The sequence below is a fragment of the Candidatus Symbiopectobacterium sp. 'North America' genome, from assembly GCF_015762685.1.
Classification (GTDB): Bacteria; Pseudomonadota; Gammaproteobacteria; order Enterobacterales; family Enterobacteriaceae; genus Symbiopectobacterium.
In genome coordinates, this window is sequence record NZ_PEHF01000059.1 from 52,973 (window position 1) to 78,088 (window position 25,116).

Annotated in this window: 17 protein-coding genes and 3 pseudogenes; 4 read left to right on the forward strand and 16 right to left on the reverse strand. The window is 54.0% G+C overall.

All coding sequences use genetic code 11. The features are described from left to right. Nucleotides 1–60 precede the first annotated feature (60 nt). Both treB and CS369_RS13485 read left to right on the forward strand, forming a co-directional pair. Nucleotides 61–1,478 (forward strand): annotated as a pseudogene (treB, locus tag CS369_RS13480) (PTS trehalose transporter subunit IIBC). Between the two features lie 47 nt (nucleotides 1,479–1,525). Beyond that, nucleotides 1,526–2,938, forward strand: a complete 1,413-nt coding sequence (locus tag CS369_RS13485; protein ID WP_196907490.1) for an alpha,alpha-phosphotrehalase — start codon at nucleotides 1,526–1,528, stop codon at nucleotides 2,936–2,938. A gap of 262 nt (nucleotides 2,939–3,200) precedes the next feature. Here CS369_RS13485 and elaB read toward each other — a convergent pair whose 3' ends face one another. The 15 genes and pseudogenes from elaB to CS369_RS13560 all read right to left on the reverse strand — a co-directional run bounded on the left by elaB (nucleotide 3,201) and on the right by CS369_RS13560 (nucleotide 20,479). Next, a complete protein-coding gene (gene elaB / locus CS369_RS13490; RefSeq protein ID WP_196907491.1) occupies nucleotides 3,201–3,512 on the reverse strand; it encodes a stress response protein ElaB in 312 nt (103 codons plus the stop codon). A 197-nt stretch (nucleotides 3,513–3,709) separates the two neighbouring features. Further along, nucleotides 3,710–5,167, reverse strand: a complete 1,458-nt coding sequence (gene nuoN, locus CS369_RS13495) for an NADH-quinone oxidoreductase subunit NuoN (protein WP_196907492.1) — start codon at nucleotides 5,165–5,167, stop codon at nucleotides 3,710–3,712. Between the two features lie 6 nt (nucleotides 5,168–5,173). Further along, nucleotides 5,174–6,709 (reverse strand): NADH-quinone oxidoreductase subunit M, encoded by a 1,536-nt coding sequence (gene nuoM, locus CS369_RS13500; protein WP_196907493.1) that lies wholly within the window; start codon nucleotides 6,707–6,709, stop codon nucleotides 5,174–5,176. Nucleotides 6,710–6,868: 159 nt separating this feature from the next. After that, nucleotides 6,869–8,719 carry an NADH-quinone oxidoreductase subunit L gene (gene nuoL / locus CS369_RS13505; RefSeq protein WP_196907494.1) on the reverse strand — a complete coding sequence of 617 codons (1,851 nt, stop codon included), beginning with the start codon at nucleotides 8,717–8,719 and terminating at the stop codon, nucleotides 6,869–6,871. Next, nucleotides 8,716–9,018 carry an NADH-quinone oxidoreductase subunit NuoK gene (gene nuoK / locus CS369_RS13510; RefSeq protein WP_195315030.1) on the reverse strand — a complete coding sequence of 101 codons (303 nt, stop codon included), beginning with the start codon at nucleotides 9,016–9,018 and terminating at the stop codon, nucleotides 8,716–8,718. The genes nuoL and nuoK overlap by 4 nt, the downstream gene beginning before the upstream one ends. Next, nucleotides 9,015–9,563, reverse strand: coding sequence for an NADH-quinone oxidoreductase subunit J (gene nuoJ / locus CS369_RS13515; protein ID WP_196907495.1), 549 nt, complete (start codon nucleotides 9,561–9,563; stop codon nucleotides 9,015–9,017). The genes nuoK and nuoJ overlap by 4 nt, the downstream gene beginning before the upstream one ends. Nucleotides 9,564–9,573: 10 nt before the next feature. Then, nucleotides 9,574–10,116 (reverse strand): NADH-quinone oxidoreductase subunit NuoI, encoded by a 543-nt coding sequence (gene nuoI / locus CS369_RS13520; protein ID WP_196907496.1) that lies wholly within the window; start codon nucleotides 10,114–10,116, stop codon nucleotides 9,574–9,576. 13 nt (nucleotides 10,117–10,129) lie between these two features. Then, nucleotides 10,130–11,107: an NADH-quinone oxidoreductase subunit NuoH gene (nuoH, locus tag CS369_RS13525; RefSeq protein ID WP_196907497.1), complete on the reverse strand. Its 978-nt coding sequence runs from the start codon at nucleotides 11,105–11,107 to the stop codon at nucleotides 10,130–10,132. Next, nucleotides 11,104–13,830, reverse strand: coding sequence for an NADH-quinone oxidoreductase subunit NuoG (nuoG, locus tag CS369_RS13530; RefSeq protein ID WP_196907498.1), 2,727 nt, complete (start codon nucleotides 13,828–13,830; stop codon nucleotides 11,104–11,106). The genes nuoH and nuoG overlap by 4 nt, the downstream gene beginning before the upstream one ends. A gap of 117 nt (nucleotides 13,831–13,947) precedes the next feature. Next, a complete protein-coding gene (nuoF, locus tag CS369_RS13535; RefSeq protein ID WP_196907499.1) occupies nucleotides 13,948–15,297 on the reverse strand; it encodes an NADH-quinone oxidoreductase subunit NuoF in 1,350 nt (449 codons plus the stop codon). After that, complete coding sequence (gene nuoE, locus CS369_RS13540) at nucleotides 15,294–15,827, reverse strand: NADH-quinone oxidoreductase subunit NuoE (protein ID WP_196907500.1); 534 nt, start codon at nucleotides 15,825–15,827, stop codon at nucleotides 15,294–15,296. Before nuoE ends, nuoF begins: the two co-directional genes overlap by 4 nt. Nucleotides 15,828–15,829: 2 nt before the next feature. Beyond that, nucleotides 15,830–17,629, reverse strand: a complete 1,800-nt coding sequence (gene nuoC, locus CS369_RS13545) for an NADH-quinone oxidoreductase subunit C/D (protein ID WP_196907501.1) — start codon at nucleotides 17,627–17,629, stop codon at nucleotides 15,830–15,832. Between the two features lie 111 nt (nucleotides 17,630–17,740). Then, nucleotides 17,741–18,415 (reverse strand): NADH-quinone oxidoreductase subunit B family protein, encoded by a 675-nt coding sequence (locus CS369_RS13550; RefSeq protein ID WP_196907502.1) that lies wholly within the window; start codon nucleotides 18,413–18,415, stop codon nucleotides 17,741–17,743. A 17-nt stretch (nucleotides 18,416–18,432) separates the two neighbouring features. Next, the gene (locus tag CS369_RS13555) at nucleotides 18,433–18,876 is read right to left on the reverse strand and encodes an NADH-quinone oxidoreductase subunit A (RefSeq protein ID WP_196907503.1); all 444 of its coding nucleotides are present in this window, start codon (nucleotides 18,874–18,876) and stop codon (nucleotides 18,433–18,435) included. A gap of 652 nt (nucleotides 18,877–19,528) precedes the next feature. Further along, nucleotides 19,529–20,479: pseudogene (locus tag CS369_RS13560) on the reverse strand (LysR substrate-binding domain-containing protein). A 493-nt stretch (nucleotides 20,480–20,972) separates the two neighbouring features. Here CS369_RS13560 and CS369_RS13565 point away from each other — a divergent pair. Further along, nucleotides 20,973–22,187, forward strand: a complete 1,215-nt coding sequence (locus tag CS369_RS13565) for a pyridoxal phosphate-dependent aminotransferase (protein ID WP_196907511.1) — start codon at nucleotides 20,973–20,975, stop codon at nucleotides 22,185–22,187. 113 nt (nucleotides 22,188–22,300) lie between these two features. Then, nucleotides 22,301–22,900 carry a 5'-deoxynucleotidase gene (yfbR, locus tag CS369_RS13570; RefSeq protein WP_196907512.1) on the forward strand — a complete coding sequence of 200 codons (600 nt, stop codon included), beginning with the start codon at nucleotides 22,301–22,303 and terminating at the stop codon, nucleotides 22,898–22,900. 228 nt (nucleotides 22,901–23,128) lie between these two features. Here yfbR and CS369_RS13575 read toward each other — a convergent pair. Then, a pseudogene (locus tag CS369_RS13575) lies at nucleotides 23,129–24,938 on the reverse strand (SLC13 family permease). Nucleotides 24,939–25,116: the final 178 nt, after the last annotated feature.

Here is a 25,116-nt window from a genome sequence, read left to right on the forward strand (position 1 = left end):
ACGCATCGTTGCCTATCCTTGATCCATCACTTCACCCCATCCAAAGAAAAGGGTAAAGAAATGAGCAAGGTACAGCCACAAACGATCGAAGACTTAATTAAGCAACTTGGGGGGAGACAGAATATTGCTACGCTGACGCACTGTATCACTCGATTACGCCTGGTATTAAAACACCCCGAACAGGCCAACATCGACAACATCAAAGCGCTTTCCATGGTCAAAGGGTGTTTTACCCATGGCGACCAATGCCAAATCGTCATCGGTACTGACGTTGAAGCCTATTACCAGGCATTACAGGCCGCCATCGGTAAAGCCCCTGAAAATCAGGAGGCTGCCCTGCACACCATGCGTCATAAGATGTCACTGTGGGACCGGGCTATTTCACATTTCGCAGAGATCTTCTACCCGCTGTTGCCGGCCTTGATTAGCGGTGGTCTGATCCTCGGCGTCCGCAACGTTATCGGAGACATTCCACTGGTTGATGGTCAGTCGCTGATCGAACGCAGCCCAATGTGCCACACGATCTATGATTTTCTCTGGCTGCTGGGTGAGGCCATTTTCTACTATCTGCCCGTAGCAATCTGCTGGTCAGCGGTGAAAAAAATGGGTGGTACACCGGTGCTGGGCATCATTCTCGGCATCACGCTCGTTTCCCCCAGTTGATGAATGCCTATTCTATCGGTCAGCAAATACCTGCGGTGTGGGACTTTGGCATATTCACGGTACAGCGTATCGGCTATCAGGCACAGGTTATCCCTTCTCTACTGGCGGGTATTGCGCTGGCAATGATTGAGCTACGTCTTAAAAAATGGATACCGGATTCGCTGCATCTGGTGAGTGTCCCAGTGCTGTCGATTCTACTGGCGGTATTTCTGGCGCACACGGTTATCGGCCCGGTTGGACGCATCATTGGAGATGGCATCGCCTGGGCGATCGCGAGCGTGATGACAGGCAGTTTTGCCCCAGCCGGTGCCGCACTGTTTGGTTTTTTCTATTCGCTACTGGTGATTACCGGCGTACACCAAACCACATTGGCTATCGATTTGCAAATGATCCAAAGTATGGGACACACCCCGGTTTGGCCACTGATTGCACTGTCAAACATCGCCCAAGGCTCCGCGGTGATTGGCATTATGCTGATCAGTCGCAAGATGAATGAACGTGAGACCTCTGTGCCAGCGGCGATTTCCGTCATGTTGGGCGTGGCAGAGCCCGCCATGTACGGTATCAACCTCAAATACGGCTTTCCCATGCTGTGTGCCATGATTGGCTCCGCGCTGGCGGCACTCTTGTGCGGCATGAGCGGCGTGATGGCCAACGGCATTGGCGTCGGTGGCTTACCAGGCATTCTGTCCATCAAACCCTCATTTTGGAGCGTCTATCTGGTCGCCACCGCGATCGCCGTCGTGATACCCGTGATACTGACCACCACGGTGTACCGGCGGAAACAACGGCTGGGCGCATTGCCCAATGGGTAATTGCGTCCTATAACTAGCTTACAGGTAAAGCGTAAACAGGTAATGGTATGACAGCACCGCTTCCTTGGTGGCGCACTGGCGTCATCTATCAAATCTACCCCAAAAGTTTTCAGGACAGCACCGGTTCTGGTACCGGAGACCTGCAAGGCATTATTTCGCGCCTGGAGTATCTGCAACAGTTAGGCGTCGATGCGCTGTGGCTTACGCCAGTGTATCCCTCACCGCAGGTGGATAATGGTTACGACGTTGCGGACTACTGCGACATCGATCCTGCCTATGGCACGATGCACGATATTGAAACGCTGATCGCGCAAGCACACGCGCGCGGCATGTGTATCATTATGGATATGGTGTTTAACCATACGTCTACGCAGCATCCCTGTTTTGTGCAGGCCCAAAAGCCTGACAGCGACTACCGCGCCTTTTACTGTTGGCGCGTGGGAACAGAAACCACACCGCCTAACAACTGGCGTTCAAAATTCGGCGGCAGCGCCTGGCAGTGGCATGCCCCCAGCCAGCAACATTACCTGCATCTGTTCGCGCCACAACAAGCCGATTTGAACTGGGAGCACGCACCGGTGCGCGAGGCGTTGCAAGTGGTCTGTCACATTTGGGCAGACAAGGGGGTGGATGGCCTGCGTTTGGATGTGATCAATCTGGTGTCGAAACAACAGGATTTCCCTTCGGATAGCGAAGGAGACGGCCGACGCTATTACACCGATGGGCCGCGCATGGTGGAGTTTCTTCACGAATTCAACCGCACCGTATTTTCACCGCGCGGACTCATGACCGTCGGTGAAATGTCTTCGACCATGTTAGAGAACTGCCAGCATTATGCCCCACTGGCGGGTAATGCATTGTCAATGACGTTTAACTTCCATCATCTGAAAGTGGATTATCCGGACGGAGAGAAGTGGACGCTGGCAGCCCCGGATTTCGTTGCGTTGAAAGCGTTGTTCAATACCTGGCAACTCGGTATGCATAATAAAGCCTGGAGTGCGCTGTTCTGGTGTAATCACGATCAGCCACGCATCGTTTCTCGCTTTGGCGATGAGGGCTGCTATCGCACACCGTCAGCCAAAATGTTGGCAATGGTGCTGCACGGCATGCAGGGCACCCCCTATATTTATCAAGTGGAAGAGATCGGAATGACCAACCCCGGCTATGACACCCTTGAGCACTATCGCGATATAGAAAGCCTGAATGTATACGCGGAACATATCGCCAAAGGTGAAACTCCAGCTCAGGTGTTGCGTATTCTTGCCCACAAATCACGCGATAATGGGCGCAGCCCGATGCAGTGGTCAGCTGCGCCGTCAGCGGGCTTTACGTCAGGTACGCCCTGGATATCCCCCGGAACAGGTTACGCGGAGATCAACGTTTCGCAGGCACTTGCCGATCCCAATCCCGAACCCAGGGCAGTAATACACTTATCCGTTAGTGATATTATTTACAGGTAAGAGTAACGTTAATGACGGCAACACAGTAGCAGATATGGTAGCCAGGAAGAAACAAAATCACCCACAGAAAAAACAAATGAGAATCTTCGCTTATCAAAAAGATATTTAGCTTCGATAAAAAAGTGACGGATTTATTCCGTTGAACACCTGCAATATAATAACAGCAAGATAATATTTTCCTGAATATAGTCAGCGTATCGATAAAGGTGAAAAAACAGCACGGCAATAATCACATTATTACCGTACCCATTGAAAAATCACGTTAACGGCGTGCCAACAGCAGGCCAAGCACTAACCCTAACGATGCGCCTACGCCGACACCGTGCCACGGTTTTTTATGCACATAGCCGTCCGCACGATTCGCAACTTGTTTTGCTTTAGCATAATAACTGTCGGAAATACCCAATCTCTCTTTAACTTCCAATAGGGCATTCTCCGCATTTTTCTTTAACGTTATATAGGCTTCATCTGCACTATCGCCAGAATAACGTAATATATCGTCCAACGTATCTGCTAATAATTTAGCGTCGTCTTCAATACGAATATCTTCAGCGGGTTGCTTTTTCTCAGCCATTATCTACTCCATGTTATTTCACACAACGGTAGATTAACTATAGTCAAGTTCTCAGAACCTTAGGGCCTTGATGACCACAGACCATTCTGAAAATAGAAATAAGGGTAAACATCAGACCGACATAACACCCTGACGCGCAAAAAAAGCCGCCGCAACCAGTAATGGCTGCAGCGGCTTTATAGCGCAACATTAGTGCATTACATCAGCGGCTGCGCCATCTGCACCAGTGAAATCAGCGGTTGTGGATACAGGCCCAGTAACAGCACCGCAATGGCGGAAATCAGCACTACCACGCCGCCAGCGGTCAGCGCCCAGTTATTGGGCGTATCACGCTGACGTTCTTGCGGTGCGGTTAGATAAAGACTGACCATGACACGCAGGTAGTAGTAGAGACCGATAGCGCTCCCCACCACTACCGCACCCGTCAGCCACCACAGCTTGGCATCAACGCCCACGGCCAACACATAGAATTTGCCGAAGAAGCCCAGCGTCATCGGGATACCAGCCAGAGAGAGTATCATCACCGTCATGACCGCAGACAGAATCGGTTTGTGCCAAAACAGTCCGCGATAAGAGAACAGGGAATCCGCGTCCGGTCCACGGTACGGGCTGGACATCAGGCTGACAACCCCGAAGGCGCCCAGGCTGCTGAACAGGTAACCCGCCAGATAGACACCCACGGTTTCTAATGCCAACTGGTGAGTTTGCACGGCAATCAGCGCCACCAGCAGGTAACCGAGGTGAGCGATGGAAGAGTAACCGAGCAGACGTTTAATGTTGCTTTGCGCAACCGCCATCAGGTTACCAAACAGGATGGAGGCAAACGCGATCACACCCAGTGCAGTTCTAACCGAGTCACTGTCAACCATCGGTGCATAAAGGAAAAGACGCATGACTGCACCAAAAATGGCGATCTTGCTGGCGGTCGCCAGGAAGGTCGACACCGGCGCCGGGGCACCTTGATACACGTCCGGCGTCCAGAGGTGGAACGGCACCAACGAGAGCTTGAACCCCAAACCGACAATCATCATACCGAGGCCGGCCAACAGCAGCGGCTCATGCAGCGTGCGATCCGCCATACGCGCGCCCAAGCTGGCAAAGCTCAGGCTGCCAGAATCGGCATACACCAGCCCCATGCCAAACAGCAGGAAGGACGAGGCGGCAGCAGATAGCAGCATGTATTTGATGCCCGCTTCCAGCGAGCGACGCTGGCGAAACGCATAGCTCACCAGACCGAATAGCGGCAGTGAAATAAGTTCAATGCCGATGAACAGCGACGCCAAATGGTTAGCACTTGCCAGCAGAACCCCGCCCAGTGCAGCAATCGCCACCAGCAGATAAAACTCGTCACGGTTATCCGGATAGCCTTCCAGCCACGGGTAAGCGAACGTGCAGGTTGCCAGGCTGGCAAGCAGCACCAACGCGGTGTAGAACATCGAGAAACCGTCTACCCGCAGCAGCGGCGTCACGTCCATCGGACCGGCGTTACCCACCAGAATCAGCGAGAACAAAGCAATGTTAAGACCGATCACCGTGACAGTGGCATTGAAGAAATGGTTGCGTCGCCACGCAATGCACAGCATCACAACCACGGCGGTCAAACCGACGATTAACAGCGGCAGAAGCGCGACCAGGTGTTGAAGAGTTATTGTCATGGCGAATTACGGCCTTGTCGTTGAAAGTGTTGAATCAGTCACTGATGACATAAACCAATGCTGGATATTAGCTATTGCCGCATCAGACGTATTCAGGATGGTCTGCGGGAACAACCCGAGCAGCACCAGCAATACCACCAGCAACATCACCATCGACAATTCACGGGTGGACAGCCCCGGCAGTTTTTCCTCGGATTTTTGCGTGCCGTAGTAAGCGCGTTGCATCATCACCAGCGAGTAGACGGAGGCGAACACCAAACCAAACGTCGAAATTACGGTGATCACCGGCACCACAGTATAGCTACCGAACAGAATCATAAACTCGCCGACGAAGTTGCCGGTGCCTGGCATCCCCAGCGTCGCCACCGCAAAGAACAGCGACAGTGCGGGCAAGAAACGAATGCGAGCCCACAGGCCGCCCATCTGGCGCAGATCGCGCGTATGCAGACGTTCGTAAAGCTGGCCGCACAGAATAAACAGACCGGCCGCAGAAAGCCCGTGCGCAATCATCTGAATGACCGCCCCCTGATACGCCAGGTGGCTACCGGAGTAGATGGCAATCATCAGAAAGCCCATATGTGACACCGAGGTGTAGGCAATCAGGCGCTTGATATCGGTCTGTATAAACGCCATCCAGGCGCCGTAGAAGATACCGATAACGCCCAGCCACATCGCGATAGGCGCAAATTCATGGGAAGCATTGGGGAACAGCGGCAGGCTGAAACGCAGCAGACCGTAGGCCGCCGTTTTCAGCAAGATACCCGCCAGGTCGACAGAACCCGCCGTCGGAGCCTGACTGTGCGCATCCGGCAACCAGCCGTGCAGCGGCACCACGGGCATTTTCACCGCAAAGGCGATAAAGAAGCCCAGCATCAGCATGTATTCCACGCCGCGCGACATTGGGGTGTGCAGCAGATCGGTGTAGTTAAAGGTCCACACCCCGGTGGCATCGTGATGCACAAACACCAGCGCCAGAATGGCAATAAGCATGATCAGGCAGCTGGCCTGGGTGTAGATAAAGAACTTGGTGGCCGCGGTAATACGCGTTTTCCCATCGGAACCTTTGTGTCCCCACAGTGCAATGAGGAAATACATCGGCACCAGCATCATCTCCCAAAAGAAGAAGAACAGGAACATGTCAATCGCCAGGAACACGCCAATCACGCCGCCCAGGATCCACAACAGGTTCAGGTGGAAGAAGCCCTGATAACGCTGGATTTCATTCCACGAACACAGGATTGCCAACACCCCCAGCAGACCGGTCAGCACCACCATCAGCAGCGACAACCCATCCAGCGCCAGGTAAATACCGATACCGAAGCGCGGGATCCACGACACGTTGTATTCAGACTGCCACAGCGGTACATCAGCCTGCGCCGTTAAAGAGTACCCACCCTGCGACCAAAGCAGCAGCGATAGCACCAGCGTTAACCCCATCGATATCAGTGCGATCCAGCGCGGCACGCGGGTGCCGAAGCGCTCAAGCTGCCAGCACAGCAGGCCGCCGATAAAGGGGATAAGTATTAGCCAAGGTAGTAGCATGGCGTTTTGTGTCCCTAATTTTAAGAAATCTGAAAACTTGCTGTGGCGGAAGTCATTACTCTTAGCCTCCCGTCCCTGCGCATCATTACCGCGTGTCTTTCATCGCGTTTATCTCACGGCACTCTTTCATCTGATAATGAGTCATCAGATATCAGGCCATCAGATAAACTGTAACAATGCCAGCACCACAACCGCCCCTACGCCCATTGACGCAATATACCAGCGCAGTTGACCATTCTGACTGACGGCCAACCCTTTGTTGCCCCAACGCACCACCACGGCAGGCAAGCCCATCATCGCGTTCAACGGATCGCGCTGTAGCAGTTTGGCAATCGCCAGATACGGCTGTACGAAGACTTTGTCATACAGCCAGTCAAATCCCCAGGCGTGGAACCACCAAGTGGAGAAGAAGCGACCTGGTGCACTCTGTGCTACGCTGGTCACGAACTGGCGTTTACCCAGCCACAGCACGGCAGCCAGCAGAATACCGGCAATCGCCATAACGCCAGACGCGATTTCCAGCGTCAAGGTACGGTCATGGCCGAGTTCTGTGGTCTGCGGCAACACGCCGTGCAACGGCGGCACAATCAGCGCACCGACGAAAGTGGAGAGCACCATCAGCACCAGCAACGGAATGTGGTGAGACAGTCCTTTACCTGCGTGCGCTTTGGTCTTCGTTTCACCATGGAACACGATGAAAATCATGCGGAAGGTATAAAGCGACGTCATAAACGCTCCGGCCAGCCCAGCCATCATCAGATCCATATGACCGTTAGCCCAGGCGCCCGCCAGAATTTCATCTTTACTGAAGAAACCTGCTGTGACCAACGGCAGCGCTGCCAACGCCGAGCCGCCAATCAGGAAGCTGACATACACCAGCGGAATAGTTTTACGCAGCCCGCCCATCTTGAAGATGTTCTGTTCGTGATGGCAGGCGAGAATCACCGAGCCGGAGGCCAGGAACAGCAATGCTTTAAAGAAGGCATGCGTCATCAGGTGGAAAATCGCCGCGTCCCACGCCTGCACGCCCAACGCCAGGAACATGTAACCGATCTGGCTCATGGTGGAGTAGGCCAACACGCGTTTGATGTCGCTCTGTACCAGTGCGGCAAATCCCGCCAGCACCAGCGTCACAGCACCGACAACACCCACCAGATGCAGTACATCCGGCGCCATCAGGAACAAGCAGTGCGTACGGGCAATCAGATAAACCCCGGCCGTCACCATGGTCGCAGCGTGAATCAGCGCGGAGACTGGAGTCGGGCCTGCCATCGCATCCGCCAGCCAGGTTTGCAGCGGCAACTGGGCAGATTTACCCACAGCGCCACCCAGCAACATCAGCGTTGCCCAGGTAATCGCCGGAGAGCCTTCAGCCAATTTCTGCGGTGCCAACACCATCAGTTCGCGGAAATTGAGCGTGCCCAGCTCTTTGAACAGGATGAACAGCGCAAACGCCAGGAACACGTCACCGACGCGCGTCACGACGAAGGCTTTCATCGCCGCCGCACCGTTCTTCGGATTAGTGTAGTAGAAACCGATCAGCAGATAACTGCACAGCCCTACCCCTTCCCAGCCGAGGTACATCAGCAGCAGGTTGTCCGCCAACACCAGAATCACCATGCTGGCAATAAACAGGTTGGTGTAGGCGAAGAAGCGAGAGTACCCCTCTTCACCGCGCATATACCAAGAGGCGAACAGATGGATAAAGAAGCCTACGCCCGTCACCACCGACAGCATGGTAAGAGACAGGCCATCCAGCGCCAGACGGAAGGCAATATCAAAGTTACCAACTGCCATCCAGGTCCACAGATGTTGATTGAAAAAGGTCACGCCGCCTTCATGGTGCTGCGCAAAGAAATCAATCGCGACCCAGCAGGTGGTCAATGCTGCCAACCCTATAGAACCCAAGCCCACGGTAGCGGCGGTGTTTTCTGACCAGCGACCACGTGAAAATGCCAACAGCAAAAAGCCGAGCAGCGGGAATAATATTGTTAAGTAGAGTAAGTTCATCCGCGCATCTCACTGACAGTATCGATATTCAGGGTATGACGACGGCGATACATCTGGAGCAATAGCGCCAGACCGATACTGGCTTCCGCTGCCGCCAGCGTGATCGCCAGAACATACATCACCTGCCCATCCGCGTGCCCCCAATAGCTGCCGGCAACCACAAACGCCAGCGCGGCGGCATTGATCATCACTTCCAGGCTGATCAGCATAAACAATAGGTTACGCCGAATAATCAGACCAGTCAGCCCCAGCAGAAATAAAATGGCAGCCAGGGCCAGCCCATGTTGTAACGGGATCATGCGCGCTCCTCCGCCAGTTTCTTCTCTGCATCTTCTTTCGGCTGCTTATCGACCATTTTGTCTTCACGGCCTACGTGGAACGCAACCACCAGCCCGGCCAGCAGCAGCATCGAGGCCAGTTCAACCGCCAGCACATACGGCCCAAACAGCGTGATCCCCACGGCTTTGGCGTCGATCACCGCACCGGAAATTTCCGCGCCGCTCAGGCTAAAAATAGCCCTGCCCACCACAATCAGCAGCAGCAGTGAAAGCAGCCCAGGACCAATCCAGACAGCCGGTTTCAGCCAGGCGCTTTCCTGTTCCGTCACGCTGTTGCCAAGGTTGAGCATCATCACTACAAACACGAACAGCACCATGATGGCACCAGCATAAACGATGATTTCCACCGCACCGGCGAAATAGGCCCCCAGCGAGAAAAACACGCCGGAGATAGCCAGCAACGAGACGATTAAATACAACAATGAATGTACGGGGTTAGTGTGGGTAATCACACTTAGGGTCGCCAGAATGGCGATTAACCCCGATGCATAAAACGCGAATTCCATGCTCGGCTCCTTAGGGCAACAGGCCTTTGACATCAATGGGTTTGGCTTCGTTTTCGGCGTCGCCTTTCTCTTTCCCATCGATAGCCATACCCGCCATCCGGTAGAAGTTGTATTCCGGGTACTTACCGGGCCCAGAGATCAACAGATCTTGTTTTTCGTACACCAGATCCTGGCGCTTGTACTCGCCCATTTCAAAATCTGGCGTCAGCTGAATCGCAGTGGTCGGGCACGCTTCTTCGCAGAACCCGCAAAAAATGCAGCGCGAGAAGTTGATGCGGAAAAATTCGGGATACCAACGACCATCTTTCATTTCCGCTTTCTGCAACGAGATACAGCCGACCGGACAGGCCACGGCGCACAGGTTACAAGCCACACAACGCTCCTCACCATCCGGATCGCGCGTCAGCACAATACGGCCACGGTAACGTGGGGGTGGGTTAACCGGCTCTTCCGGATACATTTTGGTTTCACGCTTTTTGAAGGCGTTGCACCCGATCATACAGATACTGCGTACCTGGGTACCGAAACCAACCACAATGTCTTTTATCTTCATGGTTCAGTTCCCTTTAGTGTGCGTTGTACAAAATCACAGCCGCCGTCGCCAGCAGATTGAGCAGCGTTAACGGCAAACAGAGGGTCCACCCGAAGGTCATCACCTGGTCATAGCGCGGACGCGGCAACGAGGCACGGATCAGGATGAACATCATCATGAAAAAGCCGGTTTTCAGCGCAAACCAAACGAAAGGCGGTAAGAATGGCCCGTGCCAGCCACCGAAGAACAGCGTTACCATCAGTGCCGATACGGTCACGATGCCAATATATTCCCCCACGAAGAACAGACCGAATTTCATACCGGAATATTCGATGTGGTAACCATCCGCCAGTTCCTGCTCCGCTTCCGGTTGGTCGAAAGGATGACGGTGGCACACCGCCACACCGGCGATAGCAAACGTCACAAAACCGAAGAACTGCGGAATCACGTTCCACAAGTGCGCTTGGGATTCGACGATATCGCGCATGTTGAACGAACCCGCCTGTGCAACCACCCCCATCAGTGACAGGCCGAGAAACACTTCGTAGCTCAGCGTTTGTGCTGATGCACGCACCGCCCCCAACAGGGAGTATTTGTTACCGCTCGCCCAACCAGCGAACAGCACGGCGTACACCGTCAGCCCCGCCATCATCAGGAAGAACAGCAGGCCAATGTTTAAATCAGCAACGCCCCAGGTCGGCGTGACCGGCACAATGGCAAACGAAAGCAGCAGCGAGGTAAAGGCAATCACCGGTGCCAGCGTGAAAATCACGCGGTCGGTAAAGCGCGGCACCCAGTCCTCTTTGAAGAACATCTTGATCATGTCAGCGACCAGCTGCAACGATCCACCCCAGCCCACGCGGTTTGGCCCGTAACGCCCCTGGAACAGCCCCAGAAGACGACGTTCTCCCATACTCATGAATGCGCCGCAGGTGACTACCACCAGCAGGATCACCACGGCTTTACCGACGGCGATCAAGGTATCCATAACCTCCGGTGTAAACCAGCTCATTGTGCAGCCTCCCGCAGACTTTCAATGGTTGCCCCTGCCAACGACGGCGCAATACCCGGGAACCCTAACGGCAATCCAACCTGTCCTTGACGCAGAGCGTCGCTCAGGCGCAGCGGCAGACGCAGGGTCTGTCCCTGACAGCGCAGCTCAAGCAGCGCACCTGCGTTAACGCCCAGCAGCGCCGCATCAGCGAGACTGACCATCACATAAGCCTCATCCATACGTTGTTGGATAACCGTAGAACGCTGAGTCATCTCTTCACTGCCGAACAGATGATAGTAAGGTGCTACGCGCCACTGTCCCGGCTGTGCGTTAAACGCTGCCGGAATGGCGTCGAAGTAACCCAGCACGCCTTCGCCCGCTTCGATCAAACGCACACCCGGATCGCCGTGGCGCAGGTGACCGCCCACTTCGTCCTGGAATTTGTTCCATGCCTGCGGGGAGTTCCAACCGGGTGACCAGGCAAACGGAATCTGCTGGCACTCGGCCGTCGGGCTGTTGTTCCCTTCCATCGAGAAGGCGAACATGGTGTCTTTGTCTTGTGGCTGACGCGGTTCATGCACGCTGATGTTGGCACGCATGGCAGTACGGCCACTGGAGCGATTGGGTGAACGCGCCAGTTTCTGCCCGTTGATACGGAAATTCGCGTCTGGCGCAGCGTCTTTGATACCCGCCAACTGCGGCAACGCCGTCACACAGGCATCAATCACGTGATCCAGTTGTGTCCAATCGACCTTACGGCTCTGATAGGTGGTCGCCAGCGAATGCAACCAACGCCAGCTTTCCAGCATCACCACGCTATTGTCATAGTAGGCCGGATCGTACACCTGGAAGAAACGTTGAGCGCGGCCTTCCTGATTGATCAGCGTACCGTCGCTTTCAGCAAAGCTGGCAGCAGAGAGGATCAACGACGCTTTATCCATGATTGCGGTGCGCTGATGATCCAGCACGATCAGATTGGTGGCTTTCGCCAGCGCCGCATCCACACGCGCCTGCGGGGCGTGACGATAGAGATCGTTTTCCAGCACTACCACGCTATCGGCAGCACCGCTCTCCAACTGTGCCAGGGCATCGTCCAGAGAACCGCCGCCAATCATTGACAGGCCAATACTGTTTGCAGCGGAGGCAACAAAGGTCACTCCGACATCAGAACCGCGTTGTTTAAGCGCTTTCGCCACGTTGGCCGCCGCTTCGATAATCGCTTCGCTACCAGAATGGGTACCAGAGATAATCAGCGGTTTTTTCGCACCAGCCAGTGCATGCACGATAACTTCAACTTTCGGTGCCAGAGAAGCATCCAAATCGGTGACTGCCGGGGCATTTTCATCCAACGCATGAGCGATGGCGAAGCCAAGGCGCGCCTGATCCTCTACCGGTGCACGGTAGTTCCAGGCAGCGATATCATCCAGACGCGTTTTATCTACCGATGTCATAAACAGCGGATGCTTGGCGTGTTGGCCGATGTTGAGAATGGCCGCAATCTGCCAGTCTGCCACCTTTTGCGCAGCCGCCATTTCACGCGCTTTCCCCTTCACCGCCTGACGTACCGCCAGCGCGATACGCGCGCCGGTTTGGGTCAAATCTTCACCCAGCACCAGTACGGCGTCATAGCTTTCGATCTCACGCAGCATCGGAGTGCGTACGCCGCTGTCGCGCAACACGTTGAGGATCAGTTGTAAACGCGACTGCTCAGCGTGGGCAATACCGGTGTAGAAGCTTTCCGCTCCCACCAGTTCACGCAGCGCAAAGTTGCTTTCTACGCTGGCGCGCGGAGAGCCAATGCCGATGACACGTTTTGACTGGCGCAGCACATCAGCCGCCCCTTGCAGCGCTTGATCGGCGTTCAGGGCAATCCAGTCATCGCCACGACGCTGCAACGGCTGACGCGGACGATCTTTCGCGTTGACGTAGCCATAACCAAAACGGCCACGGTCACACAGGAAATAGTAGTTCACGCTACCGTTGTAGCGGTTTTCGATACGACGCAGCTCGCCGTAACGCTCACCGGGGCTGGTGTTACACCCGACGCTGCACTGCTGGCAGACGCTGGGCGCAAACTGCATATCCCATTTGCGGTTGTAGCGCGCAGAGTGGGTTTTATCGGTGAACACCCCGGTCGGACACACTTCGACCAGGTTGCCGGAAAATTCACTTTCCAGCACGCCATCTTCAGGACGGCCAAAGTAGACGTTGTCATGGGCACCATACACGCCCAGATCGATGCCACCGGCGTAGTCCTTGTAGTAACGTACACAGCGATAGCAGGCGATGCAGCGGTTCATCTCATGAGAGATAAACGGCCCCAGATCCTGATTACGGTGAGTACGTTTGGTAAAGCGATAGCGGCGGAAGTTGTGTCCCGTCATCACCGTCATATCCTGCAAATGACAGTTGCCACCCTCTTCGCAGACTGGGCAGTCGTGCGGGTGGTTAGTCATCAGGAATTCGACGATGGTTTTACGGAACAGTTTGGCTTCCTCATCGTCGATGGCGATAAACGCGCCATCGGTTGCGGGGGTCATGCAGGACATGACCAGACGGCCACGCGTGTCCTCCGCATTCTGGTACTGCTTCACCGCGCAGAGGCGGCAGGAACCGACGCTACCCAGCGCGGAATGCCAGCAAAAGTAAGGAATATCAAGCCCTAGCGTCAGACAAGCCTCTAGCAGGTTGTCCGAGCCGTTCACCTCATACTCTTTGCCGTCTACATGAATCGTAGCCATAGTCAGCATGCTTCCATAATGGCCCGTGTTGCCACAGGCGCTAATCAAAAATTCTGTAATAAGAGCAGGCTATCCGCCAGCGGAGACGTGCTTCGTCTCCTGTTATTGTCGGCTTGATTACCAACGCTCTTTCAGCAGGTTCGGCTGAATACCGCCAATCGCTTTGGTATTTCCCAGATATTGCGGCGCAATACCCGCTTCAAATTCGTCACGGAAATACTTGATAGCACTTTGCAGCGGTTCAACGGCACCTGGCGCATGGGCGCAGAAGGTGTTGCCCGGCCCGAGGAAGCGGCACAGTTGCTCCAGCGTTTCAATATCGCCGGGTTGCCCTTCGCCTTGCTCCAGCGCACGCAGGATCTTCACGCTCCACGGTAAACCGTCGCGGCACGGTGTACACCAGCCACAGGATTCACGGGCAAAAAACTCTTCCAGATTACGCGTCAGCCCCACCATGTTGATCTCGTGATCGACCGCCATGGCCAACGCGGTGCCGAGACGGCTGCCTGCTTTGGCGATATGTTCGAAATCCATCGGTAGATCGAGATGCGCTTCGGTGAGGAAGTCGGTACCCGCGCCGCCCGGCTGCCAGGCTTTGAATTTAAGCCCGTCGCGCATGCCACCCGCGTAGTCTTCCAAAATTTCGCGCGCCGAAGTGCCAAACGGCAGTTCCCACAAACCAGGTTTTTTCACACGGCCAGAGAATCCGATCAGCTTGGTGCCTGCATCTTTACTCTTGCCGGCAGACAGCCCCTGATACCATTCGGCACCGTGCGCGATAATCGCAGGCACGTTACACAGGGTTTCCACGTTGTTTACACAGGTCGGCTTGCCCCACGCACCGGCAGAGGCCGGGAACGGTGGCTTGGAGCGCGGATTTGCGCGGCGGCCTTCCAGCGAGTTGATCAGAGCGGTTTCTTCACCACAGATATAGCGCCCGGCACCGGTGTGCACGAACAGCTCGAAATCGAATCCGCTGCCGAGAATATTTTTACCAAGCAGGCCCGCCTGTTTTGCTTCTTCGATGGCGCGACGCAGGTTAACGGCAGCCTCTACGTATTCGCCACGCAGGAAGATATAGCCGCGATAGGCTTTGAGGGCGAACGCGCTGATCAACATGCCTTCCACCAGCAGGTGCGGCAGTTGTTCCATCAGCAAACGGTCTTTGTAGGTGCCCGGCTCCATCTCATCAGCGTTACACAGCAGATAGCGGATGTTCATGCTTTCGTCTTTCGGCATCAGGCTCCATTTCAGACCTGTTGAGAAGCCCGCACCACCGCGCCCTTTCAGGCCCGCGTCTTTTACCAGGCTAACCACTTCGTCCTGTACCATGCCGCTGAGCGCTTTCTGCGCCGCCGCATATCCATTCTTTGCGCGGTATTCGTCAAGCCATACCGGCTGCTTGTCATCACGCAGACGCCAGGTCAGCGGATGCTGTTCGGGCGTCAAAATGCTGTTCATACTCATTGATACGGCTCCAATAGCGAATCGATATCGTCAGGCTTGACATGACTGTGCGTATCCTCGTCGATCATCATCGACGGGCCTTTGTCACAGTTGCCCAGGCAGCAGGTCGGCAGCAGGGTAAAACGACCGTCAAAGGTGGTTTGACCGGGCTTGATCTTCAGTTTTCGTTCGAGCGCCGCTTGCACGCCCTGAAAACCGTTTATGTAACACACCACGCTGTCGCAATAGCGAATCACGTGCCGCCCAACCGGTTGACGGAAAATCTGGCTGTAAAACGTCGCCACGCCTTCCACATCGCTGGCCGGAATCCCCAAAATGTCGGCAATGGCATGGATAGCGCCATCCGGCACCCAGCCACGATGTTTCTGAACAATTTTCAACGCTTCGATGGACGCCGCGCGCGCATCTTCGTAGTGATGTTTTTCATGCCCGATGGCGTCGCGCTCAGCGTCGCTCAATACAAAAACAGACTCGTTCGGCGCGGCATCGGCTGCGGCGTTAATAGGTTGTTGAGTGTCTTGATCATGCATAATTAGCGATCCACATCTGACATAACGAAATCAATACTCCCGAGGTACACGATCAGGTCAGACACCAGACAACCGCGAATCACGGAAGGGATCTGCTGCAAGTGCGCGTAACTTGGGGTGCGAATACGGGTGCGGTAGCTCATGGTGCCGCCGTCGCTGGTCAGGTAATAACTGTTGATGCCTTTCGTCGCCTCGATCATCTGGAACGATTCGTTTTCCGGCATCACCGGGCCCCAGGACACCTGGAGGAAGTGGTTGATCAGCGTTTCGATGTGCTGCAACGTGCGCTCTTTCGGCGGCGGCGTGGTCAGCGGGTGATCGGCTTTGAACGGGCCTTCCGGCATGTTGTTCAGGCATTGCTCCAGAATCCGCAGGCTCTGGCGCAGCTCTTCCACTTTCAGCATCACGCGGGCATAGCAGTCACTGATGCCGTCGCCGACCGGTACTTCAAAGTCAAAGTTTTCATAGCCGGAATACGGACGCCATTTACGTACGTCAAACGCGATACCAGTAGCACGCAACCCCGCCCCAGTGACGCCCCACTCCAGCGCTTCTTTAGCGTTGTACGCCGCTACGCCTTGAGTACGTCCTTTGAGGATGGTGTTTTTCAGCGCAGCCGTAACGTAGGTATCCAGACGCTTGGGCATCCAGTCCAAAAACTCACGCAGCAGACGTTCCCAGCCGCGCGGCAGGTCGTGTGCCACGCCACCGATACGGAACCAGGCCGGGTGCATACGGAAACCGGTGATGGCTTCCACCAAATCATAAATTTTCTGGCGATCGGTAAAGGCAAAAAAGACCGGCGTCATGGCACCTACGTCTTGAATAAAGGTACTGATGTAGAGCAGGTGGCTGTTTATTCTGAACAGCTCTGAGAGCATGACTCGGATAACGTTCACACGTTCCGGCACCAAGATCCCTGCCAGTTTCTCTACGGTTAACACATAGGGCATTTCATTGACGCAGCCGCCCAGGTATTCGATACGGTCGGTATACGGGATATAGCTGTGCCAGGACTGGCGCTCGCCCATCTTCTCCGCACCGCGATGGTGATAGCCCACATCAGGAATACAATCGACAACCTCTTCACCATCCAGTTGCAGGATGATGCGGAACGCCCCGTGTGATGAGGGGTGGTTCGGACCAAGGTTAAGGAACATGAAATCTTCGTTTTCCGTCCCGCGCTTCATGCCCCAGTCTTCAGGCTTGAAGGTCAGAGATTCCATTTCCAGGTCTTCTTTCTGCTTGGTTAGCACAAAGGGATCGAATTCGGTGGCGCGCGCAGGGTAGTCTTTACGCAGCGGGTGACCTTCCCACGTCTGCGGCATCATGATGCGCGTCAGGTGCGGGTGCCCGTCAAACGTAATACCGAACATGTCCCATACTTCACGCTCATACCAGTTGGCGTTAGGGAACAGTTTCACCATGGTCGGCAGGCGCAGGTCATTTTCAGACAATGGCACCTTGATCATGATGTCGCGATTACGTTCAATGGAGATGAAGTGATAGAAGACAGAGTAGTCTGCGGCAGGCAAGCCTTCACGGTGTGCGCGCAGGCGCTCGTCCAACCCGTGCAGATCGAACAGCATCACATAGGGTTTGGGTAGTTTTTTCAGGAACGTGACAACGTCCAGTAATTGCTCACGCTTTACCCATACAACCGGCATCCCGGTACGGGTTGCCTGCACGGTAAAGGCTTCGGGTCCAAAACGGTTACACAGCTCGCCAACGACGGTATCATCCCGGTGATCGCGGGTAGCCCAGGCCGGCTGCGAGAGGTCGTGCGTCGTTAAATCTGTCATAAATTGTCACCAAGGTAATTTTGCCATTCTGTTAATGGTGCGGCTGCCGTTTATTATCTTGCTACCCTGTGAGAGTAGTATTACGCAGCCATTCTGCTTGCCATTAACAGATTAAATCTCGTCGGGCGAACGCAGGTTCGTCACCGCAATACGTTCTTCACGTTTGCGTTCGCGCTCGGATTGCATGTTGGCGCGATACACGCCCTGCTCTCCCACCACCCATGACAGAGGGCGGCGCTCTTGACCAATAGACTCTTTGAGCAGCAACAACGCTTGCATATACGCTTCTGGACGCGGCGGGCAGCCTGGAATATAGACGTCCACCGGTAGGAACTTATCGACGCCCTGCACCACAGAGTAGATGTCATACATGCCGCCCGAGTTGGCGCACGCGCCCATGGAAATGACCCATTTCGGCTCCAGCATCTGTTCGTACAGGCGTTGGATCACCGGGGCCATTTTGGTGAAACAGGTTCCGGCCACCACCATGAAGTCAGCCTGACGCGGTGAAGCACGTAATACTTCAGAGCCAAAGCGCGCCACGTCATGCACGGCAGTGAACGAGGTCACCATTTCCACATAGCAGCAGGAAAGACCGAAGTTATAAGGCCACACTGAATTCTTGCGGCCCCAGTTGACCGTGTCGTGTAAGGCATGCTCCAGGTTTCCCATGAAGACACTGCGGTGAACATGCTGTTCCAGAGGATCGGTAACGATCTCCTGGCGTTGCAGGGGATAACGGTCATTCTCACCGTCCGGCTCTATGCGGGTGAGCGTATAGTCCATCTTAAAGTGCCTCGCTGTTACTGCGGATGAGTGTTGGTAGTGTTAACCGGAAAGTCAGACTTGATAACCTGCCGTTTTGAACGCGTCGGCGTCCAGTCGAGCGCGCCGATACGGACCAGGTAGATCAACCCCGCCAACAACACCAAAATGAAAATGGCAGCTTCGATGAAGCTCAGCCAGCCGCTTTCCCGAATGGAAACAGCCCAGGCATAGAGATACAGGGCTTCAACGTCGAAAATAACGAAAAACATGGAAACCAGATAGAACTTGGCGGACAGGCGCATGCGCGCAGAGCCAACCGAGTCAATCCCGGATTCATAGGGAACGTTCTTTGCCCTTGCCCTGGCTCTCCCGCCTAGCAGGAACCCGCCCAGCAGCATGAAGCTGCACAGGCCGACGGCGATGATAACGAATAGCGCAAATGCCCAGTGATGGGCGAGGATTTCAGTCGTTGTTGACATACTCTTGCTTACTCATCAAAAGTGACGTTTAACACCTGCTCTACTGGCAGTTAAGGCGTCACATCGATTAAAAGGAAGGATAATCACCCTGCAAACAGTATGGAAAACATCTACGTTAAGCGCTTTTTGCAGCGATTGCGTCCTTTATTTTGTAACTTTTTTCAATTTTACTAAAAATAATAGCACATAACTTAACATACACGCTGTTTTGTTAACATTTCACTTCTTACACTTCAGCTAAATCGAGTCAGTCTGGCTCTGGTGGGTATAATTGTTAACAACCTGCTAGCTAAAGGATAGGTGATAATGAACAAGCACTATACCATTTTCGTGCGGAAAACCCGGTCCCCTTTAGCGTTAATAGAGTTATTTTTTGATCCAACACACATTTTTGTCAATTTAGTTAGTAAAAAACCCAATTGTCAGCGTCAATGTTAACAGCTGAAAGTTTGCAACATTCATTTGAAAAATAAGAAATATCTTTTCATAAAATACAAAACTTTAGAAAGCGCGAGGAATAACGATAAGAGGAACACTAGTGAATGGGAATAATCACGAAGTGGGATAATCAGAAGGGAGTAAAAAACGGGCATAGCAGTGACGGCGTCCTGCTACTACGCCATACCCGTATGAACGTGTGCAACGTTCTGAATTACATAAACAGTGCATTTTTCAGCGCCGCATCCCCCTCGCTAGTGCTGTTATCGTCGCTAGCTGAGGCACCTGAAAGCAACGCACCACGATAGTAATGACCAGACGCTACCACATTGAAAATGGCATCGGCCAGGGTGTTGGTTTCTTGCAGGCGTTTGCACAAAAAATATTGCGTATCGGGAAGCACCGGTAAACCGTCTGCCGTTCCCAATACCCTCAGAGTTCATCATCTCAACGGTGCGCACCGTTACGCCCAAGCCGGCCTTCACCGCAGCACGCACGGCCGGGAGCGTAGACGCGACATAGGCAATACGCAGGGAATCCCCGCTTCATTGAGCAAGGTGATCGCCAATGCACGGAAATTGCTGGGCTCATCCAGCAGCACCAGCGATACGGGTTCGTCCTGACGAAAGCGATAATCCGCCGCGCAATACCACATGGTCTGCGAGGTGCGCAGCAAAATTTGCTCAGCGCTATCGCTCGACATAGTGGTGATCGCCAAATCAATCGCTTTTTTTTCCAGCATACTGTGCAGTTCTGGACTAGGCTTTACGCTAACGTCGATGGTCAGTTTGGGAAACAGCGTGGTCACGCGATGCAAAAGCGTAGGCAAAATGTTATCTACCGTATCCTCACACGCGCCGATCGCCAGTGTGCCGAGCATGTCGCTGTACATCAGCGAAGTGCAGGCTTCATCGTTAAATTGCAGGATCTTGCGGGCATAACCCAGAAACTGCACGCCGTGTTCTGTCAGCAATTTGTTACGACCGTGGCGTGCGAACAGCTCTTTCCCCACCAGTTGCTCCAATCGTTGCATTTGTTGGCTCACCGCAGATTGCGTGCGGCAAACCGCCACGGCGGCGGCGAAAGTGTTCAAATCCGCTACCTCTACAAACGTTCTGAGTAGATCGAGATCAAGATTGAGTACCGATCGATTTGCATTGGCCATACGATTTTCACTTATCTATATTTAGTATTTAACAAACATTCCTGGTGTTTTATTACATGTATCGTTAATTACAATATATGTTGAAACAGTATCGCAGTCGTTCGATTAGGGCAAAAAAATACTCACGTTTCGTTACCATTATCGCCTTTTCATCCAGCCGCTAATGCCCACCACACAAATAGTGTCGGGATCGTTATCCGCTCGGTAAAAAAACAACCGCTCCTCCTTTATACTGGAAATTATATTTTCACGCTCCGAATAAATAGCCTGAGGAAAAGAAAGGCGCACAGGGTGCTTTATCTCCCTTTTTTCCAAAAGGGGTTAGTGAAATTCCGTGATGATAACAATGCACAATAACAGTGCAGCCGCCCGCAGCATTGCACTAAAATCGACGATCATTCTTCAAAAGGGGTAAACACAGGAGTACATTAGGCAGGTTATGCTATTTCATCGCGAAATACGCTTTTCCTGAAAAAGGTTCGCTCTATCTATGATGTTTCCCATTGAGAAGTCTAAAAAGCTGGATAATGTTTGCTATGACATTCGCGGCCCGGTGCTAAAAGAAGCCAAGCGCCTGGAAGAGGAAGGAAATAAAGTACTCAAACTGAACATCGGCAACCCTGCGCCGTTTGGTTTCGATGCACCGGATGAAATTCTGGTCGATGTCATCCGCAATTTACCTACCGCGCAGGGTTACTGCGATTCCAAAGGACTTTATTCCGCGCGTAAGGCCATTGTGCAGCATTATCAGGCGCGCGGAATGCATGAAATGACGCTGGAAGATGTGTATATCGGCAACGGCGTCTCCGAACTGATCGTGCAATCCATGCAAGCGTTGCTCAACACGGGCGACGAGATTTTGGTTCCTGCACCGGATTATCCGCTGTGGACCGCCGCCGTCTCGTTATCCAGCGGGCATGCGGTACACTATCTGTGTGGTGAAGAAGCCGGATGGTTCCCCGACCTGGACGACATTCGCAGCAAGATCACGCCACGCACGCGCGGCATCGTGATCATCAACCCCAACAACCCTACCGGCGCCGTCTACAGCAAAGAGCTGTTGATGGAAATCGTGGAAATTGCACGCCAGCATAACCTGATTATTTTTGCTGACGAGATCTATGACAACATTCTTTACCACGAGGCGCAGCACCACTCCATCGCCGCGCTGGCGCCGGATCTGCTGACGGTGACCTTTAACGGTTTATCGAAAACCTACCGGGTAGCCGGCTTCCGCCAGGGCTGGATGGTGCTGAACGGCCCGAAAAAGCATGCCAAAGGCTATATCGAAGGCTTGGAAATGCTGGCGTCAATGCGTCTGTGTGCCAACGTGCCTATGCAACACGCCATCCAGACTGCGCTGGGCGGTTATCAGAGCATCAGTAAGTTCATCCATCCCGGTGGACGGTTGCATGAACAGCGTCTGCGCGCCTGGGAACTGATCAACCAGATCCCCGGCGTCTCCTGTGTCAAACCGCAGGGAGCGCTTTACATGTTCCCGCGTATCGACGCCAAGCGTTTCAATATCCATGACGACCAGAAACTGGTGCTGGATCTGCTGGTGCAAGAAAAAGTGCTGCTGGTGCAAGGCACTGCCTTTAACCGGCCGCATCCGGACCACGTGCGTATCGTCACGCTGCCGCGTGTAGATGAACTGGATTCCGCCATCCACAAGCTGGACCGCTTCCTGTCGCACTACAATCAGTAACACCTCTGTTTGCATCACGCCTGCGCGTCATTTCCCACGATGCGCAGGCGTTTACATCCTTCTCGAGAGCGGCCACAATAATCGATTATGGTGCTGCCGTCTGAGAGAACATGATGAATCAGAGTCACTTTTTCGCCCACTTATCCCGTTTGAAACTGATTAGCCGCTGGCCGCTGATGCGCAACGTGCGCACCGAAAACGTATCTGAGCATAGCCTTCAGGTGGCCTTTGTCGCTCACGCGCTGGCGGTGATCAAAAACCGCAAATTCAACGGCAACCTGAATGCAGAACGCATCGGGATGCTGGCGATGTACCACGATGCCAGCGAGGTGCTGACCGGGGATATGCCGACCCCTATCAAATATTTCAATGCGCAGATCGCCCATGAGTACAAAAAGATAGAAAAGCTGGCGCAGCGCAGCCTGATTGCCATGTTGCCGCCCGAATTACAGCAGGATTATCGCCAACTGATTGATGACAGTTGCTGTAGTGAAGAAGAGCACGCCATCGTCAAACAGGCAGATGCTCTGTGCGCTTACCTGAAATGTCTTGAAGAGCTTTCAGCCGGTAACAGCGAATTCGCCCTTGCCAAAACACGGCTAGAAAAGACGCTGCAACAGCGCCAAAGCCCGGAGATGGAGTACTTCATGGAAATATTTATTCCGAGTTTTAGCCTATCGCTGGATGAAATCAGTCAAGGTTCCACCCTGTAAGTCAGAATAGTTAGTTTTGTTTTTATATCCGCGTAAAAAATCACGCCTAGGGTACCACGCAGCGGCGTGATTTCCCGCGAAAAGCCAGGGGCCATGAGGCGACGGCGATTGAGCCGCCCCATGTCGGGCGCGCGCTACGCGCGTAGCAGAAAGTCGCTTAGCCTGTTGCGCACAAAACCCTCACTGCACGCGCAGAAAAGTGGGTTTAGAAGGTGCATCAACGCACAGTTAAAAACCGTAGAGCCACGGCACCATGATGACACTGACAATCATCACCAACACAGTGAACGGCACCCCCACTTTCACGAAATCACCAAAGCGGTAGCCACCCGGACCGAGCACCAGCGTATTTACCAGTAACGAAACCGGTGTCATGAATGCCGCGGAGGCGGCGATAGCCACGATCATGGCGAAGGGATACTGCGAAACCCCCATCTGTTTTGCCGCAGCAATGGCTATCGGTGCCATCAGCACGGCGGTGGCGGTGTTGGAAATAAATAGTCCGATCGTCGCACACAGCACAAACAGGCACACCAGCATCCATCACCTGCGGCCCTGCCCCACTCACAATCAGCGTCACACCACCGGTCTGCTGAAGCTCCAGCGCAAAGGGCATCATCCCGACGATCAAGATCAGGCTCGGCCAGTGGATCGCACGGTAAGCGCTTTCCATATCGATACAGCGAAATTTTCCTATCAGCAAACAGGCAATCAACGCAGCAATGGCATTGGGGATTTCGTCAGTCAGCATCATGGCGACCATCAGCGCCAGACAGAACAGCGCGTGCGGAGCCTGGCTCACCGCAGGCGCAACGTCATCCACTTCGGCAGGCAGGTTTAACACCAGCATCACATGCTTTTGCGATTGCAGTTGGCGGATCATACGCCAGTCGCCAATCACCAGCAGGATATCGCCCAGTTGTAGCGGTTCGTCGGCCAGCAATCCGTCCATTGCCTCACCATTGCGGTGGATCCCCACCACGGAAAGCCCGTAACGGCTGCGGAAGCCTACGTCATAAAGCGTCTTACCAATGAGCTCAGAATCGGGGATCAGCGACACTTCCGCCATCCCCACATCGCGAGCCTGTTCAGAAACGTATTCACCGCGCAGCACCATCGGTTCCAAGCGCTGCGAGGTGCAAAACTCACGCAAATCGACTTCAGAGGCTGACATATCAATCAGCAACACATCGTTTAACCACAGTTCGGTGTTACCCGCCACGCTGACTATCACGCGACGGAACTTACGCCAGCGCTCAATCCCTACCACGTTGGCACCGTAGCGCTGGCGCAGACGCAAATCGTCCAGGCGGTGACCGATAAAAGGTGAACCCGGCAGTATCGCCAAACGCCGTGCCCTGCCCGTCAGCTTGTAATCGCGAATGAGGTCGCGGAAGGTCTTGCGCTTCCAGCCCTCTTTGTTCGCCGCTTGCGGATCAACACCGCTCAGCCAGAATCGAGCCACCAGCATGTAACAATGCCCAGCAGCAACACCAATCGGGGTGACGCTGAAAAAGCCGAAACCGTGGTTACCGTCACGCATCAACTCACTGCTTACCACCATGTTGGGCGGCGTCGCCACCAGCGTCATCATCCCACTGATCAGACCAGCAAAACTTAGCGGCATCATCAGCCGCCCCGGTGAGATTTTCATTTTGGCCGAAACGCTCAGCACCACAGGGATAAAGATCGCCACCACGCCGGTGGAACTCATAAACGCGCCCAGCGCCGCCACGGTCAGCATCAGCAGAACCAGCATTTTGATCTCACTGTTGCCCGCAACGCGAATCAGCCACTCCCCGACCTGATACGCCACGCCGGTTCTGACCAGCCCTTCGCCAATAACAAACAGCGCGGCAATAAGGATCACGTTGGGGTCGCTGAAGCCGACTAGCGCATCCGATAGCGTTAAGGTACCGCTCAACACAAAGGCGATGATAACCAGCAGCACCACCACATCCATGCGTAGCTTATTGGTGCTAAACAATAAGATAGAGATCAACAGCAGGGATAACACCCAGAGCAGTTCGCGGTTCAAAAGATCCTCCCGAAAAAACGCGTAAGCCAGCGGCAACACGATCACTTATAACCGTCCAGACGGTAACAGCCTAAAAAATCACGCTTAACCCAAGTCTGTTCTGGTAGTCTGCCATAAAAATCTATGGTCACCCCCGTTTTTGCAACACTGATTTTCGATTGATGTTGGGCTTGCTTAA